Annotated in this window: 18 protein-coding genes and 1 pseudogene; 1 reads left to right on the forward strand and 18 read right to left on the reverse strand. The window is 52.8% G+C overall.

Going from position 1 to position 20,364, the window contains the following annotated elements; genetic code table 11:
- Positions 1 to 313: 313 nt before the first annotated feature.
- The 5 genes from J4772_RS15495 to J4772_RS15515 form a co-directional block, all read right to left on the reverse strand.
- Positions 314 to 1,567, reverse strand: coding sequence for a DUF445 domain-containing protein (locus tag J4772_RS15495; protein ID WP_209075982.1), 1,254 nt, complete (start codon positions 1,565 to 1,567; stop codon positions 314 to 316).
- Between the two features lie 92 nt (positions 1,568 to 1,659).
- Entirely contained in the window at positions 1,660 to 3,030 is a 1,371-nt protein-coding gene (locus tag J4772_RS15500) for a sensor histidine kinase (RefSeq protein ID WP_209075984.1), read from the reverse strand.
- Entirely contained in the window at positions 3,027 to 3,707 is a 681-nt protein-coding gene (locus J4772_RS15505; protein ID WP_116063079.1) for a response regulator transcription factor, read from the reverse strand. Before J4772_RS15505 ends, J4772_RS15500 begins: the two co-directional genes overlap by 4 nt.
- Before the next feature lie 36 nt (positions 3,708 to 3,743).
- Positions 3,744 to 5,969, reverse strand: coding sequence for an MMPL family transporter (locus J4772_RS15510; protein WP_209075986.1), 2,226 nt, complete (start codon positions 5,967 to 5,969; stop codon positions 3,744 to 3,746).
- 162 nt (positions 5,970 to 6,131) lie between these two features.
- Positions 6,132 to 7,634, reverse strand: a complete 1,503-nt coding sequence (locus tag J4772_RS15515) for an MDR family MFS transporter (RefSeq protein ID WP_246016667.1) — start codon at positions 7,632 to 7,634, stop codon at positions 6,132 to 6,134.
- 509 nt (positions 7,635 to 8,143) lie between these two features.
- Here J4772_RS15515 and rsgA point away from each other — a divergent pair.
- The gene (gene rsgA / locus J4772_RS15520; RefSeq protein WP_209075988.1) at positions 8,144 to 9,256 is read left to right on the forward strand and encodes a ribosome small subunit-dependent GTPase A; all 1,113 of its coding nucleotides are present in this window, start codon (positions 8,144 to 8,146) and stop codon (positions 9,254 to 9,256) included.
- A gap of 208 nt (positions 9,257 to 9,464) precedes the next feature.
- Here rsgA and J4772_RS15525 read toward each other — a convergent pair whose 3' ends face one another.
- The 13 genes and pseudogenes from J4772_RS15525 to J4772_RS15585 form a co-directional block, all read right to left on the reverse strand.
- Positions 9,465 to 9,980 (reverse strand): DinB family protein, encoded by a 516-nt coding sequence (locus tag J4772_RS15525; protein WP_209077194.1) that lies wholly within the window; start codon positions 9,978 to 9,980, stop codon positions 9,465 to 9,467.
- A gap of 5 nt (positions 9,981 to 9,985) precedes the next feature.
- Positions 9,986 to 11,059 (reverse strand): annotated as a pseudogene (locus J4772_RS15530) (M42 family metallopeptidase).
- A gap of 52 nt (positions 11,060 to 11,111) precedes the next feature.
- Positions 11,112 to 11,990 carry a radical SAM/SPASM domain-containing protein gene (locus J4772_RS15535; protein ID WP_209075990.1) on the reverse strand — a complete coding sequence of 293 codons (879 nt, stop codon included), beginning with the start codon at positions 11,988 to 11,990 and terminating at the stop codon, positions 11,112 to 11,114.
- An 82-nt stretch (positions 11,991 to 12,072) separates the two neighbouring features.
- Positions 12,073 to 12,579, reverse strand: a complete 507-nt coding sequence (locus tag J4772_RS15540; protein ID WP_209075991.1) for a metallophosphoesterase family protein — start codon at positions 12,577 to 12,579, stop codon at positions 12,073 to 12,075.
- Positions 12,580 to 12,980: 401 nt separating this feature from the next.
- The gene (locus J4772_RS15545) at positions 12,981 to 13,517 is read right to left on the reverse strand and encodes a GNAT family N-acetyltransferase (protein ID WP_209075993.1); all 537 of its coding nucleotides are present in this window, start codon (positions 13,515 to 13,517) and stop codon (positions 12,981 to 12,983) included.
- A gap of 40 nt (positions 13,518 to 13,557) precedes the next feature.
- Entirely contained in the window at positions 13,558 to 13,869 is a 312-nt protein-coding gene (locus tag J4772_RS15550) for a DinB family protein (RefSeq protein ID WP_371822867.1), read from the reverse strand.
- 58 nt (positions 13,870 to 13,927) lie between these two features.
- Positions 13,928 to 14,719, reverse strand: coding sequence for a lipid II flippase Amj family protein (locus tag J4772_RS15555; RefSeq protein ID WP_116063070.1), 792 nt, complete (start codon positions 14,717 to 14,719; stop codon positions 13,928 to 13,930).
- Between the two features lie 81 nt (positions 14,720 to 14,800).
- The gene (locus tag J4772_RS15560; protein WP_209075995.1) at positions 14,801 to 15,316 is read right to left on the reverse strand and encodes a GNAT family N-acetyltransferase; all 516 of its coding nucleotides are present in this window, start codon (positions 15,314 to 15,316) and stop codon (positions 14,801 to 14,803) included.
- Positions 15,317 to 15,352: 36 nt separating this feature from the next.
- On the reverse strand, positions 15,353 to 15,577 hold the full coding sequence (locus tag J4772_RS15565) for a hypothetical protein (RefSeq protein WP_209075997.1): 225 nt from the start codon (positions 15,575 to 15,577) through the stop codon (positions 15,353 to 15,355).
- 194 nt (positions 15,578 to 15,771) lie between these two features.
- Complete coding sequence (locus J4772_RS15570; protein ID WP_209075999.1) at positions 15,772 to 16,122, reverse strand: VOC family protein; 351 nt, start codon at positions 16,120 to 16,122, stop codon at positions 15,772 to 15,774.
- A gap of 10 nt (positions 16,123 to 16,132) precedes the next feature.
- Positions 16,133 to 17,716 carry a response regulator gene (locus tag J4772_RS15575; RefSeq protein WP_116063058.1) on the reverse strand — a complete coding sequence of 528 codons (1,584 nt, stop codon included), beginning with the start codon at positions 17,714 to 17,716 and terminating at the stop codon, positions 16,133 to 16,135.
- Positions 17,688 to 19,517, reverse strand: coding sequence for a cache domain-containing sensor histidine kinase (locus J4772_RS15580; protein ID WP_209076001.1), 1,830 nt, complete (start codon positions 19,515 to 19,517; stop codon positions 17,688 to 17,690). The genes J4772_RS15575 and J4772_RS15580 overlap by 29 nt, the downstream gene beginning before the upstream one ends.
- 19 nt (positions 19,518 to 19,536) lie before the next feature.
- The gene (locus J4772_RS15585) at positions 19,537 to 20,364 is read right to left on the reverse strand and encodes a carbohydrate ABC transporter permease (RefSeq protein WP_209076003.1); all 828 of its coding nucleotides are present in this window, start codon (positions 20,362 to 20,364) and stop codon (positions 19,537 to 19,539) included.

A 20,364-nucleotide genomic window follows, 5' to 3' on the forward strand; every position in this document is an offset into this window, starting at 1 on the left:
AGGGGAGAAAAGGCGGTGAAAGACGCCCCTGAGCAGGTTTGCATACACGCCCTAGTTTCGGACGGGGGGAGAGTCGGTTGCGCAGCATGCGATAAAGCGGAAAAGCAGGCTTATATATGGGGAAATAGCCATTTTGCGGGAAATAGAGCGGTTTCTCCGTCTTAAATTCGAGAAAAGTGGATTTATTGAAATTTAAAGCGGGAAAACCGCTTTATTCATGCCGAATCCGCCCGGTAGCCGGAAATAAAGCGGGAAAACCGCCTTATCTCCAACTATAGAATCGGGGCTTGAGGGCTGCGCCGCTTAACTCCATTCAACTCAACAACTGAATGCCGGATAACACTAAGCCGATCAGGAAGCCGCACAGAGCGCCGTTGACGCGAATCCATTGGAGATCGCCGCCGATTTTCTCTTCCAGCATCTCGACGAGCTGCTTGTCGTTCATCTTGTCGATGTTGTCTTTAATCAGCAGCCCGATGCGATAATGGTTCGCTTCCACGGCGTCGGCGACGAAGCCGAGCACTTTGCGTTCCGCCTCTTCCACGGTCTCGGGTTCGGCCTGAAGCCTGCGCACGACATAGCGGAGCGCGGAGACGACTTTGCGCCCGCCCCGTTCCATCTCCTGCTCCAGCGCCGAAAGTATCGATTGGCGCAGCGACTCCAGACGGTCCAGCAAAAACTGACCGCTGTCCGGATGCTCGATTTTGTCCAAGACCCAAGATTTGCCCTGCGATAGTAGTGCCCCGTTGTCTGCAGCCTCTCTCAACTGACGGCGAATTTCCGTCAACAGCTTGTCCCTGTTCGCGTTTCCGGGCATGAGCAAATCCCGGATGCTCGACAGCAGTAGCTGCTGAATCATCCCACCCAGCTTGTCCTCGCTCATAAATCCGGCGAAAGCCTGCACCGCAAAGCCCATAAACCCGCCGACCTTCGCTTCGGACACTTTCTGCATGGCGATCGAGCCGAGCATGTACGCCGTCTCCGGCTTGCTTACCCACAGTCCACCCTGTCTAAGCGCGTAATCGAGCGCGCGCTCGTCCATCCGCTCCCGAATGACGGCTTCTACCGCCTTGTCCGCCATAGGCTTCACGTCGATCCGACTAACCGCCTCCGCAATTGCGCGCTGCATGTAAGGCGCGAACGTCTCCAAGGGCAGCCGGGCGAAGAAAGCGTGCGCCAGCTTCAGGACGCCGACCCGATTGCTGCGTTTGGCGACCAGTCGAACGAGCCCCGTGCCCGCCGTTTTCATCAATTGAAACTGCTTCAGCTTTTCCTTAATGCTTTCTTTGTTCAACAGCTCGTTTTCCAGCGCGGATATGAGCGATCGGGAAATTTTGTCCCGGTTTTTGAGCAGCAGCGACGTGTGCGGGATCGGAATGCCGAGCGGATGACGAAACAGCGCCGTTACCGCGAACCAATCCGCGAACCCTCCGACGAGCCCCGCTTCGAAGCCGCCCTTCAGCAGCTCCGTCACCGGATGATAGGGCAGCAGCAGCGTGACGACAAAACCGACTCCCATCGCAACTAACGACAGAGCGGCGATGTACCTTGTTCTCATTGTTTTCATGGATGATGACCTCGTATGGAAAGATTAGGCGTCAATCTCTAGTATAACCTATACGGGTCCTCAATCCGAAATGGAAAAGGCAGCATAGCGGCTTAACGATAGGGCAGTCGAACTGTAAACGCGCTTCCTTCGCCCGGATTGCTGCTTACCGAGACGCTTCCTCCGTGAAGCTCGACGATTCGGCGCACGATGGCCAGCCCCAGTCCGCTGCCGGAACGGGCCGGAGTCCTTGACTTGTCCGCCTTGTAAAAACGCTCGAAAATATGGGGAAGCTCCTCCTCCCCGATCCCGATGCCGGTGTCGGTTACAGTTACTGCGACCTCCCGTTCAACCGCCGTTTCGATTCGAATCGTCCCGCCGGGACGGGAAAACTTAATGGCATTAACAATCAAATTAAACCACACCTGGTACAGAAGCTGCGGATCGGCGGACACGACGATTTCGGCCAGCTCCGGTTCGACGTTTAATCGCTTCTCGCTCCACTGCCATTCCGTTACGATCAGCGCCTGGCGAATTTGCTCATCCAAGCGGAACGAGGTTTTGCGAATTAACCCGGCTTCCTTGTCCAACGCCGCCAGCGTCAAAAGCTGCTTGCTTAAGGAGGATAGTCGGTTGCTTTCCTTGACGATAATGGTCAGATAGCGCTCCGCTTCCTCCGGCGTCGCTTCCCGATCCAGTATCGTCTGCGCAAAGCCCTGAATGGAGGTCAGCGGAGACTGAATTTCGTGAGAGACGTTGGCGACGAACTCCTGCCTCATCTCGTCAAGCTGCTTCAGCGATTGCGCCATTGCCGTAAAGTCGCGGGCCAGGTTGCCGATCTCGTCCCGCCGCGATACGTTCAAAGCGACATCGTAATGGCCGCCGACGATTTGATGCGTTGCCCGCGTCAAATGCTTGACGGGTCTGACGATGGATCGGGAGAAAATGACGATCAGCGCCACGCTGCTCATAAAAGCGACTCCCATCAATACGGCCATAAATAGGCGAATTTCGCCGATCTGCTGCTCCAGGTCCGGCCGGATGAACAGAGCGTAGCTCTGTTCTCCGACCTGGATCGGCAATCCGACGCTATTGCGCAGACTGTTCTCGAAAAAGCCGAGCAGAAGTCCGCGCTCCTTCCGAATGCCGTCGTAGGTCCCCCCTGCCAGCACGTTTCGAATTTGTTCGGGCTCAAGCTTCTCGTGCTTGAAGGGCCTGCCGTAATAAGCGCCCTCAAGCCGCTCGTTCACCGCATAAATTTGGAACCCCATATTGGCGATATGCTTGAGGTAGACGTCAAAGTCCAGCCCCGAAGTCTGCCCGTATAAAGCTCGGATCTCTTCGCCGATACGCGTCACTTTCCGCTCGTTCTCGTCCTTTAATTGAGATTGATAATAAAAACCCGCGATCCATAACGCAAACAAGCTGCTGACCAAGGAGATAAGCACAAATGTAACGACGATCCGCAAATACAGTGTTTTCATTCCGCCTTAACCTCGACTTTATAGCCGATGCCGCGTACCGTCGTAATGACGAAATCGTCCGCTTGCTCGGCAAACCGCTCTCGCAGCCGTTTGATATGCACGTCGACCGTTCGGCTATCTCCTTCGTAATCGGCTCCCCAGATCAACTGAACCAGCTGCTCTCTCGTAAAAATCCGTCCTGGATGGCTTGCCAGCTGAGCCAGCAGCTCAAACTCCTTTAGCGGAATAGCGACGACTTCGCCGCCTATCTTGACCTCATAGCTGTTGCGGTCGATGACTGTACGGTTTAAGCGAATCAGCTCGGCGGACACGACCTGGTATCGGCGCAGCAGAGCTTTGACGCGAAAGAGCAGCTCCTTCGGCTCGAACGGCTTCACGAGATAGTCGTCGGTTCCGGACAAGTAGCCCTTTTCCTTGTCGTCGAGCCCGCCCTTGGCCGTCAACAGCAGCACCGGAATATCGTAGTCTCTGCGGATCTCCTCGCACAGCTCCCAGCCGTTTTTGACCGGCATCATAATGTCGACGATTGCTGCGTGAATCGTTTCTTTATCCAGAATAGCGGAAGCTTGCTCGCCGTTCTCGGCCTCGTGAACCGTATAGCCCTCTTTTCTGAACAGCAGCCTTAACAGTTCCCGAATGTACGGGTCGTCGTCGGCAACCAGCAGTTGCACTCTCATCTTCCCGCCCTCCTCCTGATGTAAATTCGCTTGCTTCTAAGCCCCTATATCGCCTTTGGACATAGCGTTTGCAGTTTGTTTCGTTTTTCTTCCGATCCAAGCCAGAATCGAGGGAAGCAAAATTCCGCGCACGACGAACGTATCCAGCACAATGCCCATCGCCATCGTAATGCCGAACAGGAACAACTCCTGCATCGGTTGCGTGATTAATACCGCGAATGTCGCGGCCAGGATAATGCCTGCCGAGGAAATAACGCTCCCCGTATGCGCAACCCCGTGACGGATGGCCTCCCTCCATTCTCTCTTTGCCGCCTCCTCGCGAATTCTGGATACGAGCATAATGTTGTAATCTACGCCTAGCGCGACCAGAAACACAAACGTATACATCGGAATCCGATAGCTGATCGCCTCGTACCCGAGCGCTCCGCTAAAGATCATCCAGCCCAGTCCGAGAGAGGCAGCATAAGACAGCAATATCGTGCCGAGCATCAGCAGCGCCATCCATAGCGAGCGGGTTTGAAGTAGCAGCATGATCAAGATCAAAACGGCGATTAGCGAAAACACGACAACGGTATCCCGTTTGTTCAGGAGGCTGACATCAAGCTGCTCGGCCGTTTGTCCCGCAAAATGAATACTATACTTCCCGTTGCCCAGTCCATTCTCCTGCAACAGCCGTGCGGAATTTTGCCGCAGGCCGTCCATGACGCGGAGCGCTTCAGCATCGTAGGGATTATCCGCCAACGTGACTTCCCATTTGATCGCCCGCTTGTCCTCCGACAGGAAATTCCGAGGGAGCCCGGAATCCGGACCGGCCATCTCCGACGTTACCTCCGGCGTTAAAGTATCGATGCCGACGGTCTGTCGCATCGCATTCGTTAATGCCATTAATCTTTGGAATAATTCTTCGTTAAGCGCTAGCTCTTCGGTCGATTCCAATACGACGGAAACCGGAGCCAGCTTGCCTTTCGGAAAATGTCGTTCCAACAGCTCGAAGCCTTGGCGCGACGATAGCTCCTCCGGAAACGACTTTAGCAAATTGTACGAATAGTGCAAGCTTCCGACGTTAGCGGAGGCGAGCAGCAACAGGACAAGCAGTCCCCCGGCATAGGCAGCGGGGCGCTTGACGACAGAGGCTGCGATTCTCGCCCACAGCCCTTGGCGCCCAATCTTCTCCCCGGCCTTCAAACGCGGCGCGAACGGCCAAAACGCTCTGCGTCCAAGCAAGGAGAAAACGGCGGGAATCAGCGTCAGCCCACCAAGCAGAATGACCGCCATCGCAATGGCGAACAAAGGGGCGAAGTTGTGATACGGCTTAAACAATGCTGCAAGCAGAGCCAGCATCGCAACCAGCACGGTACCGCCGCTGAACAGGATCGGCTCGCCTACGCGGGACATCGCCAGCTTCATCGCTTCAAACTGGCTGCCAACCTTGCGCAGCTCCTCTCTGTATCGAGAAAATACAAATAAACAATAATCCGTAAGAACGGCAAACAGCAAAATAAGCATAATGGATAACGCCTGACTGTCGATGACAAACCAACCGTTCTTGCCGCCCAGACCGATTAAACGATCTGCCGCTTGATAGACGACACCTGCAATGACAAGCGGCATCAGAGCCAGCAGCGGAGAACGATAAATAACGATCAGCAGCACCAGAATCAAGCCAATCGTGGCGAAGAGCAGCACCAAGTCGGTGTTTCTGAACAGGGCCAACGTATCGGCAGCGATTCCGGCAGGCCCGGTAATTTCCGCTCGCAGACCCGGAAGAGAATGCCCATCCAGCCATTCCCGCACTTGACCGAGCGCTTCGTAGACTTGATCGGAGGCTAGTCCCTGCTTGAAAGAAAAGCTATACACCATCGTCGTGCCATCCTGGGAAAACATCCGCTCTTGAACTTCGGCAGACAGCTCATGGAAAGGAAGCGCGCTAGTCATATCGGCCGGCTTGTCGCCCGATGCAAGCCAGCGACTAAACTCGCCGATGCGGGATCGGCCGTCCGCGTCGATTCCGTCAGGCTGGTGAAAAACGACCAGCGCCGGCAGCCCGTCCTCGGAAGGAAAACGTTCCTCCATAACCCGCTTAGCCTCTGCGGACAGCGTATCGTCCCTCACGCTGCCTTCCCCCGCGCTTACGGAATACATTTTTGCCGAAGGGGCCGCCCCCGTAAGCGCGACAATTGCGATCAGCCATGCCAGCAAAACCGTTATCGCTCCTTTGCGACTGCTTGCCCAACCTGTCACTCGATTCAATACGTTCAACATTAGGTTCATCTTCCTTCCTGTTTCGCCAGTCGATATGCCGAAATTGTAGGAAAGCAATATGAACATCGGGTGAACGCAGCTTTACAAGTTGCTTCAATCGTGCAGCACAAGAAAAAACTGTACCCCCGAATCCGGGAGTACAGCTCCTTCAATCGTATTCGCTTAACCTTTGCTCGGGTTCAAAGCGGCCTTCTGCTGAACTTCCGCTTCAGGCGCTTTCGTCTTCTTGATGAACAGTGAGAGAACGACCGCAACGACTGCGAACACCATGCCGATCTTAAACGCGTTGTGAATACCCGCGTTAAGCGCAAGCGTTGGCAATTGCTCCAAGTTGACATCGACAGGCGGGTTGGTGATATAATCCTTAGTTCCGTTGGTCATAATGCTAATGAAGAACGCAACGCCAATCGCGCCGGATACCTGCTGCAGCGTATTAAGAATCGCCGTTCCGTGCGGGTAATAAGCCCGTGGCAGCTGGTTCAGACCGTTCGTCTGCACCGGCATCATAATCATCGAGATGGCAACCATCATGATGCAGTGGTAAAGGATAAGCGTTCCCTTCGTTGTCTCCAGATCGATCGTCGTGAACAGATACATGACGCCGACAAGAATGAGCGCGCCCGGAATGGCCAGCACGCGCGGGCCGAACTTGTCGAACAGCTTGCCGGTTACAGGCGACAGGAAGCCGTTCAGAATACCGCCCGGAAGCAAGATGATTCCCGCCGCGAAGGCAGTCATCAACAATCCTTGCTGCAGGAAAATAGGCAGCAGCATCAACGTCGAGAACAACGACATCATGACGATGATGAGAAGCACGGTGCTGAGCGAGAACATCGGCGACAGGAAGGCGCGAAGGTTAAGCATCGGCTGCTTCGACACCAGCTGTCTCCATATGAACAAGATAAGAGCAATACCGCCAACGATCAAGGTCCAATACACTTTAGGCTCGGACCAACCCGCTCCTTCGGGATCGCCCACATTGCTGAAGCCGTAGACGATGCCGCCGAAACCGACCGTGGACAGAATAATCGACAGAACGTCGACTTTGGGCTTGGTCACATCGGACACGTTCTTCAGGTAGACGGTAGCGATAAGAACGGACAAAATGGCGAACGGCAGCACCAGGTAGAACAGCCAACGCCAGTTAAGCGACTCGAGAATAAGGCCGGACAGCGTAGGTCCGATCGCCGGGGCGAACATAATGACAAGACCCATGCTTCCCATCGCCGCGCCGCGTTTCTCAGGCGGATACAGCACGAGAATCGTGTTCATCATAACCGGCAGCATCAGGCCGGTGCCGAACGCTTGAATGATTCGGCCGACGAGCAGTACCGGAAAACCCGGCGCAATCGCGCACACCAGCGTTCCGATGGAGAAGAGCACCATCGCGCCAATGAACATTTGCCTAGTCGTAAACCATTGTACCAACAATGCGGATACCGGAATTAGGATGCCTACAACGAGCATATAACTAGTGGACAGCCATTGAATCGTCGTATAGGGTACTTCAAGATCTTTCACCAAGTCTACAAATGCGATATTGAGCAGAGTTTCATTCAAGATCGAGAAGAACGCGCCAATGATCAACGTGATCAATATCGGCAATCGTTTGACGTTCTCCAGCTCCTTAAACTGTGGCCCCGCTGCGTTGTCTGCGGTGTTCACTTTAGTTGTTTCCTCCATCCAAAAATGAGTTTGTATGTCCAGCCTACATACTATACCATCCGGTTAATAAATCTTCAAACGTTGATATCAGGCTTTTTTTGACTTGACAAGGAAAATAAAGGCTGATTATAATAGCACCATATTACACGCAAGGAGGCTGAGGAATATGCGGAACATCATTCACACATGGGTTGCCACGTCGGTTGTTCGCGAGCATAGCTCTCGGTCTCTACGGAATGTTGCGCTGTAATGCCATTCGCTTAGGCAGACGGATTTTAACGTATGCTTAACCGCATTGCAGATGCAGGCCGTTCGGAGACCATCCGGTTTCCGAGCGGTTTTTTTGTGCGCCGATTCGTTCGTCGCGCAGACCAGCCGCAGGGATTCCCTGCGGTTATTTTGCTTCGTTAAGGCGTGTCTGAATACTCCGAGGGCGGCGAAAGGTGCCCCTGAGCGGGTTTTCAGACACGCCCCAGGCCAAATTTAAATCACAAGGAGAAATTTACAATATGAACGTTACAAGCAATGATCAACTGACAGCTTACGGCTGGAACGAGGAATGGCAGCAAACGCTGGCGGCGCAGGAGAAGCCGCCTCGCGAATGTTCGCCCGCGAGAGTTGTCGCCCAGTTCTCGCACTCGTACAACATTATGACCCCAAGCGGGATTCACAGCGCCGCCGTCACCGGGAAGTTCGAGTTTCTTGCGGCCAAACGGGGCGATTACCCTGCCGTTGGCGATTGGGTGCTCGCCGAGCCGCTGCCCGGCGAGAATCGCTCGGTCATCCATGCAGTGCTTCCGCGACGCTCGGCGATGGTTCGCAAAGTTGCCGGAGCCGTAATCGAAGACCAGATCGTGGGAGCCAACCTCGATTACCTGTTTATCGTGACCGCGCTGAATCAAGATTTTAACCTGAGGAAAATTGAGCGCTATATGATCGCCGCCTGGGAAAGCGGAGCCTCCCCCGTCGTGTTGCTCACCAAGTCGGATCTATGTCCGGAACGGGACGATTTCGCCGCGCAAGTCGAAGATGCCGCTCCTGGCGTGCCGGTTCACTGTGTCAGCGCATTAACCGGCTTAGGCAAAGAAGCACTTGAAGCTTATATGCGGCCCGGTGTCACGATCGCAGTCACCGGCTCGTCCGGCGTCGGCAAATCTACGCTTCTGAACTGGCTTGCCGGCCACAGCTTGCAGCTTACGCAAGGAATCCGCGAAGACGATGCGCGCGGCCGTCATACGACGACTCACCGCGAGCTGTTTCTGCTCGACAACGGCGCGCTTGTCATGGACACGCCGGGTATGCGGGAGCTACAGCTGTGGGACGCCCAAGAAGGCTGGCAGCAAGCTTTCTCGGACATCGAGCAGCTTGCCGAAAGCTGCCGTTTCAGGGACTGCCGACATGAGGGCGAGGCCGGCTGCGCTGTGCTTGAAGCGCTGAACAGCGGCGAGCTTGACGCCAAGCGGTTCGCCAATTACCGCAAGACGGAGAAGGAGCTGGCCCATCTGGCTCGCAAAGAACGGTCGTCCGCCGCCAAAGCCGGCTCCAAAGGAAAACGGCCGCGCTCCGCAGGCAAGGCGGAACGGCGGCCGATCAAGTTGCTGGACGATATGGATTACGAATGAAGAGCCGATTGGACGACGGATAGCGATAGAGCCGGAAATAACACGGATTATCCGTCTAAAATTTGAGGCTACGACCATTCCTAGGAAAATAAAGCGGATTACCCGTCTTAAATTCCGGAAAAGCAGCTTTTTGGGAAAATAAGCCGGAGAACCCGCTTTATTCGTGCCGAATTAGTCCGGTAGCCGGAAATAAAGCGGAAAATCCGCTTTAAGCCAAATATTTGTCCTTCACGATCTGAATATGATGGATTCCGTGACCGGCAATGACATACGCAAGCGCCTTGACGCTCATGACGCTATTGCTGGCCGTTCCTTTCCTGCCCCATGCTTCGTCCGCCAGCGAATGAACGAGCGTTAACGTCGCTTTGCGAACAGCGATGTAATCCGCGATCAGATCGGCCAAGGAGCTGGCATTGAAGTTGACATGCTTCATGTACTCGTCCTGATCGAAGCCTGGAAGCGGCGTACTGTCTCCGCGTGCAATGCGAAGCAGGCGGTAGCTCATAATTCGCTCGGTGTCGGCGATGTGTCCGATGACTTCTTTAATAGTCCATTTGTCCGCGGCGTAACGGTACTCCGCCTTTTCCAGCGGAAGATCCGACAGAAATTCGGAGGTCGATTTCAAATCCTCCGCCAGAATATCGACGATATTTCCTTGGGGGACGGCGTCGATATACGTGCCGAAATGTTCACCGTATTCTTCCTTAGACGGTCGTTCAGTCAGGTTGCTCATCTGTCATCTTCTCCTTTGTCCATTATATAGGCAATCAGCAGTGCGGCGGTGTTCGCTACGGCGTCCGCATGCGTTCGCTCCATTCCGTGCGAAGCATGCACGCCGGGGCCGATCAACGCCGCGCGAATGTTGCTGCCTCCGCGCAAAGCGGCGGAGGCGTCGGATCCGTAGAAGGGATAGATATCTACGGCGTGCGGAAGCTTCTCGCGGCGGGCCAGCTCAATCAGCCTGGACGTCATCCCGTAATCGTACGGGCCTGATGAATCCTTGGCGCAGATCGAGACGTCCCGCTCCGTCGTCGACAGATCGTCGCCGATTGCGCCCATATCGACGGCGATCAGCTCCGTAATGTCCGGCGGGATGTAGGAGCTGCCATGTCCGACCTCCTCATAGGTCGATAGAACGATTTTGACGGTTCTGGCCGGTTAAACGCCTTCGCGCTTCAGCCATTCCATCAACCCGAACAGAGCGGCGACGCTCGCCTTGTCGTCCAGATGCCGAGATTTGATCCACCCGTTCGGCAAAATCCTGGTCCGAGGATCCCAGGAAACGAAGTCTCCCGGAGCGATACCGAGCTTCTCCGTCTCTTCCTTCGTGCCGACCAGCTCGTCGATTCGGATCTCCATGTTCGCTTCTTCCCGCTTCTGGTCCCGCACGTCGGCATAAACGTGAACGGAAGGCTGCGTCGACAGCACCGTACCTTCGTAAGTTCGCCCGTCGCGGGTATGCACGAGGCAATACTCGCCTTCTACCGTCTGCATCGCGTAGCCGCCTACAGATGTAAATCGCAGCATCCCGTTCGGCTTGATCGAACGCACCATCGCTCCGAGCGTGTCGACATGCGCAGTCAACGCAAGCGTGCCGCCGGCTTCGAGGTCCGCTCCAGGCAACGTAATGACGACATTGCCTTTGGGCGTCGTCTCCAGCGCAAAGCCTAGCTTCTCCGTCTCGGCTCGCACCCGTTTTACGATCTCCATACAAAACCCGCTTGGGCTCGGCGTCGCCAATAAGGCTTCGAGTATTTTCATTATATATGTCCTGTCGAGCGCAGGCTGTAGTGCTTTTGTCATGTTTTCCCACTCCTTCTATATGTAAAAAGCCGCGGCTTCCGCGACTTTTGGTTTAGCTGCTGAATCTTTGGCGATACCCGCATTTGCGGCACAGCTCCTCGACAACCTCTCTGCGCGAGAAGCCGTCATGCAACCGAGTGGCGCGTTCGCCTTCAATAATTTCCGCAAAAGGCTTGGCATGGAGGTTGCCCAGATTGATCACGCCCTCGCCGTCGAGACAGCAAGGAATCACCGTGCCGTCCACCAAAACGCCCGCCTGATTGCGAAGCGCGTGGCAGAAGCCTTTTCCCTCGTCCTCTTTTTCTTTCAAGTCGGGCCACTTAAACTCTTCCTCATGGTTTAAGTACACACGATCGGCGATTTTGATGCCCTGTCCTCTTACGAAACGTTCCTCGATTCGGAAATCCAAATTAAACGCTTGCTGAATCTGCTCCAAAATTTCGCGATTGCGGTCGTTCTTCAAATTCGTATCATTGTCAGACGTCAAGTTCCACAGCCGCAAAGACACGATCATGTTGGACGTAGCGACCGCTTCCTTGGCAAAATCGAGCACGCTTCCGACATAGCCTTCCTTATCGACCGAGCCTTCATGCCCGTCGAAGCTATGCAGCGAGAAATTCATCTGCCGAAGCGCCGGCTTGCCAAGCAGCTTATGCTTGTTTTTGCCGAGCAGCGTTCCGTTCGTCGTCAGATTAACCTTGAACCCTTTCTCGTGGCTGATGTCGAGCAGCTCGTCGATTTTCGGATGCAGCAGCGGCTCGCCCTTCACGTGAAAATAAATATATTCGGCGTGCCCTTGGATCTGGTCGAGCGTATGCTTAAAAGCATCGACTTTAATAAAATTCGCTTGCCGCTTCGTCGGAGGACAGAAGCTGCAGGCCAAATTGCAGATGCTCGTAATTTCAATGTAGAATTTTTTAAATTTCTTCAAGTCCGGTGCTCCAATCTGGTTTGTCCATTCGATCATCCCTATTATAGCATACGACGGCTATCGCTTTTATCCTTATATGCGTTCAGGCTTTATCTTCATAGAAGATATGCCTCGCCCTTAGCTCGCTGCCGGCAATGTCGAACAGACCGAACGAATATAGAGGCTGTCTCCTTTTATCCGTGGGAGAACCGGGATTAAACACAAGCATTCCCGCTTCCATTCTGCGAACAGGAATATGCGAATGTCCGTAGACAAGCGCATCCAGCTTCGTCCGCTTAAACGCTTCAATCGCATGCGCCTCCGTCGACGAGCGCTTGACCGCGCCGTGGCCGTGCACGACTCCGATCCGACAGTCTTCAAGCTTGAGCAGCTTCCTTAGCCCAAATTTAGCCTGGAGCTCGGCGCCATCGTTATTGCCCGTCACTCCGTAGGTCGGCGCAAACTCAGCAAGCTGCTCATACACCGATTGCTTCGTCCAGTCTCCAGCGTGAATAATCGCGTCTGCCTTCTCCAGCTCCTCCAGCAATCTGCCTGGCAGCTTCTTCGCCATTCTCGGCATATGCGTATCGGCTACGACGACAACCCTCATCCGCTCCGACCTCTCTTCTCGCTTATTACTTCTATTATATAGTGTACCCTCGAGAAAAAAGCAAAGCCCGCAATAAGCGGGCAGAATTATTTGCAGGCATATATACTGCTCGATTGTTTGTCGGCTGTCGGACAAAACAGCAGATTCGGCTTTTCCTTTTTGATGATGCGGTAGGCCTGATACAGCCCTTAGACCACTCTAAAGGGGGCTTTGACATTTTGCCAATCCAGGTATCTGCGCAGCTTTCCCGTGGCAATCGAATAATAGCGAACATCGTCTAGCTGGCTGACAAGCTGATTTTCTATGCCCTGCTGAGCCGCCGCCGGTAAACATGATTTTTTTCATTCGTCACCTTGGAATAGAGTTTTTTACCGGAATGCCTGTGGTCCCATTAGAGCCGCTTATCGGTCGTGAGTCGCTAGGAACCCTTCCAACCTCGCTTTAACGGTCGGCCATTCCTCGTTGACGATGGCGTAGACGAAGTAGTCGAGTCCGTAATACTTTTTGCGCAGAAGGCCTTCCCGGACGGCTCCCAATCTTTCGATCGCCCGCTGCGAGCGAAGGTTGTCCGTACTTGTAACGATTTCCACGCGAATAACCTCCGCCTGCTCGAACGCATGGCGAAGAAGCAAATACTTCGTCTCGGTATTCACTCTCGTGCGCCACACCTCTGAGCTATACCAAGTGGAGCCGATATTGAGGTTGCGATGCTCTTTGGCAATACGAAGAAACCTCGTCGATCCCACATACGCGTCAAGCGCCTTATCGTATACCGCATACGGATACTGTTCGCCACGGTCCCGTCCGTCCAGCGCCTTCCGCACGAATTGCTCCATCTCTTCGACGCGCTCGATCCGAATGGGGTATGCGGCCCAAATCGCCGGATCGCGGGAGCAATCAAACAAAGGCTGAACATGCTCCAGCGTTAGCGGCGCCAATTTTACCCGTTCGCCCTCCAAGGCTTCAAACGCTTCTATATTAATCCCTCCCGTTCAAATAAACTTCAATCTGAGCGCGATGATTTCGATTGTGCCAAACGAACCGCTGCAAAGCTACGTCCAGCGTTACGCTGCCCAGCACTTGCGTGCGAAGCTTGCGCCGGAAAGCCGCAGGCTCCAAATCAGCCAGCAACGTAGCGAATCGGGCATGAAGTATCTCCAATAGCAACAGCGAATGCTCGGGCGGAAGCTTCCTGTAATCCGGCAGTTCCGCCCACAGATCCTCGCGATAGGAGCTGGCCAGCGGCTCTTCCTCCGTCAATGCCCGCTTGAAGCGAAGATAGGCGTTCATGTCGTTGTCCGCGAGATGATGAACGATTTGGGCGATCGTCCATCCGCAACTTCCTCTCTTAAATCCACTTCACTACAACGCCGATAAAGTAAGCGGCCGGAATCAGCACAAGCTGCGCCAGCATCGTGCCGAAAAAGCGGGTGGTCATCATCAGCACGTAAATTTTGCCGAGCTGATCCCGCTGACGCGTATCGTTTAACGCCTTGTCCGTAATCAAACCAAGCTGCGGATCGATAAATACAGTGAGCAATATGGTCGCAATCCCGTTTATGATGCCCGAAGCCTGCGAAGCGGTCGTGCTGAACTGCGGCAACAAATGGGCGGCATAAAGCGATGCGAGTACGCCAACCGTATAAAAAGCGGTAACGACGATATTCAGCAAAATAAACTTCTTCGATATGCCCAAATACCGATACTGGCTGATTTTCAGCCGCGGAACCCGCAAATAACGCTTCGTGTTGCGCAGCTGGCCAAGCGTCACACTGGAAATCAGCTTCGGAATCGAGCCGGTCACTTCCAAGCGTCTGATGACTCTCGCGAACAAGCCGACAAAGCTGGGAAAAAGAACGATAGCGACTAGCGTTCCCACCGACGAGGCCAGCAAAATAAAGCGCAAGTAACGAAGCAGATCAAACGAAGCATGCTCCCTCGCGAAGTCGACAAACTTGGCGGTCAACGGCGCTTGAATCAGATTGGCCGTTCGGGATACAAGCACGATAATGCCGGTGAGGGACAGCGCGACTGCGATTTTATTCAATCTCACGCCCGCCAATCTGACGGAGTAAGATAATGTCTCGGCGGCGTGAATAATCATCGTCATCGCAAACACGATCAGCAGCTGTTGTTCCATGCGCTTAGTCAACTCCGAATCGAGGATCTCTTTCTGCGCTCGCCAGTTGTCAACCAGGGGTTTACAAGCAGCTACGACACATTACAATGGCTTCACCATATACAGCAGCAAATCGTCGTCCACCGTCACCGTCTGCCCCGGGCGAACGGCTTCGTTCGCATACATCAAGCCCCTGCCGTCCATAACGTAGCCGCGTTTGCCGTAAAGGCGCTGCGCGTTCCCATAATCCGCATACAGACCTACGCCAAGACCGACCGTATCCGAAGTGCGCGCGGCAATCCCCTCTAACTCGTCCATCAACGCTCCGGCGACCCCCTTGCCCCGGTAAACGGGAAATACGTTCAGATCGTTAATTTCGGGAATGCCTTTGCTCTGAAAATAGGGATAATAGGAACGCTGCAGCAGATGACAGCAGCCTGCCAGTTCCTCTCCGTATAACGCAAGCAGCGTTACCCTGCCGCCTTCCCGATTCTCTTCGAGGCATTGAGCATAGTAATTTCCGGGCTTGTACCACGCATAGTGTTGAGCAAACTGCTCGTCCAGCCATTTTGTTTCTTCTATAGTAGATAGCCTTCTTACTGTAATCTCTCTCGACAAAGGGCTACATCCTTCCAAACATTGGTATTACTATGATTATATCAAAACCGTTATCTGTCTAGTACTCAAAAAAACACTTACCTGCCCGCCGACGACGGTGTCGTATTGCCGCGGAAGCTGCATGATAAAGTCGTGACAGCCCGCTTTCACCGCTTGCAGCTTGCTCCAGAAGCCGCTCTGCTCCAATATGTTGTCGCTGCCGTCGGCGAGCAGAATGAGGTGATCGGGATCGAAATCGATAAAGCCTTCCAACGAAGTCACTTTGCCTCCCCAAGCGTCCGGCTCGGGAATTTCGTGGGCCTGCGGCAGCTTAAGATCGTATTATTCTCGATGCATTTTAGCTATTTGATAATGATTATCATTTTTATCTTATCATATTTCCGCCTCTCTGTTCGCAGCGCAAAAAGAGCGACCCGCAGTGGTGCGTCGGCCGCTCTTTATGTTTCTTAACCAGCTTAGCGATGAGCCAGAATGTTGACCAGCTTGTTAAATGGATCGCGCACGTAGAACCGACGCACGCCCCATGGTTCGTCGGCCGGCCCGTACTCGATCGGAAAACCGGCTCTCCGCATTCGTTCTAACGCCTCGTCCACGTCATCGACCTCGATCGACAGATCGGGCGTCTCCGTCTGCGATCCGCCCTCTGACGCAAAGCTGATCTGCACAGCCATGTTCTCTTCCGAGCCGTACGTCGCGATCCAGCCATGATCCATCAGCATTTCCAAACCAAGCGCTTCTTCATAGAAGCTTCGCGCCGCCTCTATCCGCTGCGTGTTAATATTTGCTACGATTCGTTTAACCTTCATTGTTGCTCCTCTACCTCCGTTTCTCGCGATATTCCGAAGGAATCTCGCCCGTATACTTCTGAAAAACCTTCGTAAAATAGCGCCGATTCACGTAGCCGACGGCCGCTCCGATTTCAGTGATGCTTTTGTCGCTGGTAAGCAACATGGACTGGGCCGTTTCGATTCGCTGCTTCGACAAATATTCGATGAAGGTTTCCCCGTAATGCTGCTTGAACAGCAAGCTGAAATAGCTGCAGCTGATCTCCAAATGGCCCGAGATCTCCTCAACTCCAAAGCAAGAGCCTAGATTGCGGGAAATATAGTCCTGTGCGGCCTGCATCAGCACTTCGCTGTTCTTTTTCTTCAGCGCCGAGTTAATGCTGCTCTCGATGAGCTCTTGAATAAGCGCAATAATGCCCTGAACGCCCAGCTTCCTATCCATCCTTTTCCATACCGCTTCCTCTTGATGGATCGTGATCATATATATTTCCCGCATCTCCCGCAGCAGGTGCAGGACGACGAAATGCAAGATCTGTTCGGCAGGCATGAACGCTTGCTCCGAGACGGCGGCCAGCTGTGCGGTCAATTTATGAAAGGCGTCTTCCGTTGCCGTTTTATCCAACATCTTGAGTCCCACGATCATCTTCTCAATCGAATTCCACAAGGAGTCGTTCTGATTGGCTACAGGATTATAGATGAGCAGCGCTTCTTCTTCCTTGCCGGGACTGAGCTGGAGCGTATGCTGCAGCTTCTTGTACACCCGCGAAAGCTCGCTTACAGCCACAGAGTTCGGATAAACCACGATGCTGACCTTTAGATGAAGATGGTTGCTCACTTCGGTTTGCATCGATTCGGTCCATTTTCTCGCCTCGACGATGTCGATTCCGGGCTTGCGTTTGTCCTGCTCGATGATCGCGCACCATTCGCCTTCGCGCAGCTGCAGGACGACATATTTTAGGCCGTAAGCGGCCAGCGCGTCCTGGAGCACGTTGCGAATGGCGAAGTTCCACAGCTTGCGCTCCTGTTCGTTCCAGCTTAACGATTTCTGTGAATAATTGTCCGAATCGATCAGCATGAAGGTATACGCATACTCTTCTAAGTCGAGCGCCTCTTCCAATAGCTGATACTTGGTGTTCACCGCCGTGTAATCCATGATGAGATCATATAAAATTTTCTCGTAAGCGAGCGTGACCACTTTGCCCCATTGTTTCTTCTGCATCATTTGCTCAAGTTTTTTGGCGCGGATTTTCAGAGCGATTTTTTCCGTCTGCTTGATCAGCTCTTTGTAGTTAACGGGTTTGATAATGTAGTCGCTGACGCCGAACTTTAACAAGGAACGCGCATATTCGAAATCCTGGTACCCGGTGATGACCATCACTTCGGCATAGGCGTTAAACTCGCGAAGGTGCTCAAGGAAGGTGATCCCGTCCATCATCGGCATACGAATGTCGCTAAAAACAATATCCGGACTTAGCTGTCTCGCGATGTCCAAAGCTTGCTGTCCATTTTTCGCCAGACGAATCTGGTTGATCCCCATCGATTCCCAAGGAATGATATTTTTCAAGTTGCGCAAAATATTCGGTTCATCATCCACCAGCAGCGCGGTTAAATGCACCCCACTCACCCCTATATTTAGGAATCACACATTTAATGGTCGTCCCGGAATCGGGATGGCTGCAAATATAGACGCCGTAATCTTTGCCGTAGCCGATGCGAATGCGATCCGCCACGTTACCCAACCCCAGCCCCCTTCTTTCTCCGCGGATCGCGTCGCGGCTGTCGAAGGAGCGGTCGGTTTCCAGGCTGTAGTGAAACCGGGCAAGCTGCTCGTTCGATAGGCCGATCCCGTTGTCCGCGATGTAGAAAGCGATACCGTCTCGTTCCTCCTCCGCGTAAATGCGAATCAAGCCGATATACTCTATTCCCTCGAAGCCGTGCTGAATGCAGTTTTCGACGAACGGCTGCAGCGTCAGCTTCTGAATGGAGTATTCCAAGAGATGCTCAGGGACGTCGATCTCATACCGGAAGCTGTCCTCGAAACGGAATTCCTGAATTTCCAAATAGCTCTGCAAGTGCTCCAGTTCGTCTCTGATTCGAATTTCCTCTTTGTCGTACATGCTAATCCGCAGCATATTTCCAAGCTGATACACCATTTGACTGATTTTGTCGCCCTGATTCTGAACGGCAAGAACGTTGATCGACTCCAGCGTGTTGAACAGAAAATGCGGCTTGATTTGCGCCTGAAGCAGCATAAGCTCCGCTTTGTTTTTACGATTCTGCTGCAGCTTGACCTCTTCGAGCAAATCCGTAATGCGCCCGACCAGACTGTTGAAGCCGCGTGCCAGAATCGTCGTTTCATCCTTGCCTTTCACGTGAACGCGAGTGCTCAACTCCCCGCGCTCAACGCGCTTCATCGAGTTGACGACCCGCAGCAGGAAATGAATGATTCGATTGACGAACACAAAATTGAAAATCAAAGCGAGACTGAGAATTAAGCTTAACAAGGCCGCGATCCAGATCATTATCGTCTGCATTTGTCCCGCCACATACCGCCAAGGCGTAATGGAGACAAGAATCCAATCGCTTGCTCCCAAATCCTTAAGCTGCAACGGATAGAAACTCACCATATTCTTCTCGTCCTGGAAGATGACCGATTCGCTGGAAAACGGCCGATTCAGCTCCACTTGTTCGGAGAGTTCGGTAAGAAATTGATGGCCGAGCAACTCCTGATTGCGATTGTCGAAAATAACAAGGCCGTTCTTGTTCATGATCATTAATCGATGGTTTTGCAGCCGGTTAGGAGTATCCAACTGAAAGGTATTTTCCAATTCCTTCAATTGCAGCTGGGCAATCGAGATTCCGATTTCCTCCGTACTGTACAGCTCGCGAATGACCCGAATTTGATAAAAGTAGTTGTCGTTCAGTTGCAGCTCTTGGTGCTCCTTGGGTCCGATCCATTTCGGAATGCCGTTGAGCTCTTTCACTTCCTGGAAAACGGAGCTGCCCATTAATTGTTCATAAGAGATAAACGTGCTGCTGCTATTCGTCGCGGTAGCTACAATGCCCGACTTCGCATACAGCGCCGCCGATACGATCGGAGAATAGGAAAGCAGGCTGCTGCGTATTTCCGACTCGTAATCCGGCATTTTTTTACCATTGTCGCGATACGTGTTCAGTTCTTTGAATACCCGACTAATTTCGGGCTTCATAATCGAGTAATAATCGGAGAAATAGTTCGCCTCGCTGATGATATTGCGAATATTTCTCGCGACCGATTTCATCGTTAGCTCTGTTTGCTCATTAAATTTGGATTCGATTAAGTTTTGCGACAGCGTATAACTGATCCAGCCTAAAATTAATAAAGGAAATATGATGAGAATTAAAAATGCGACGAGAATCTTCTTGTATAGGCTCATTCACCATACTCCCCCGTGACTATCCTTTAACGCTGCCGGCCATTACCCCTTCGATAATTTTCTTCTGAAGCACGCTGTAGATCAGAATAATCGGCGTAATGCTAATCATGACGGACGAGCATAGCGCGCCGTAATTCGTATTGTATTTGTTAAAGAAGGAGACGACCGCCACCGGCAGCGTACGTAAATTATCGTTGGACAAAAACAGGTTGGCAAGCACGTATTCGTTCCAGTTCCCTAAATAATTCAGGATGAATACGGTTACAAGCGTAGGAAGCGTCAGCGGCAAAATAATTCTGCCCAGCAGCCCGTAAACGGACAGCCCCTCCAACACTCCCGCCTCTTCCAGCTCCTTTGGGACCGATTTCAGAAAAGCGGAAATGACGAATACCGTGAGCGGTATTCCGAACGTCGTGTACGGAATAATCAAGCCTAACGGCGTATTGTAGATGCCCAGCCAGTTCACCATTCGATAGAGTGGAATCAACAAAGACGGCGAAGGAATCAGTAGGGATAACAAGAGTATAGCATAGACATACTTGCTAAGAAATGGATACTTCATGCGCGTGATCGCATATGCGATACAGATGGACAGCCCCAATGTCGCGAGTGTAGATACGATACTGATAAATAAACTGTTGGAGAAGTAGATTCCGATTTTGCTATTGGATAGTGAGTAGGTGTAGTTGTTAAGCGTAAACGGCTCAGGCAGCCCCCATGGATCGCTATCGATCTGTAGATTCTTTTTGAATGAAGTGTTTAGCAGGAAAAATAGCGGATACAAAACGATAAAAACATAAGCGAACAGAAACAGATGAGGGATTCCTTTGCTCAGCTTGACGTTCAT

The sequence above is a fragment of the Cohnella sp. LGH genome (genome assembly GCF_017671885.1).
Classification (GTDB): domain Bacteria; phylum Bacillota; class Bacilli; order Paenibacillales; family Paenibacillaceae; genus Cohnella; species Cohnella phaseoli.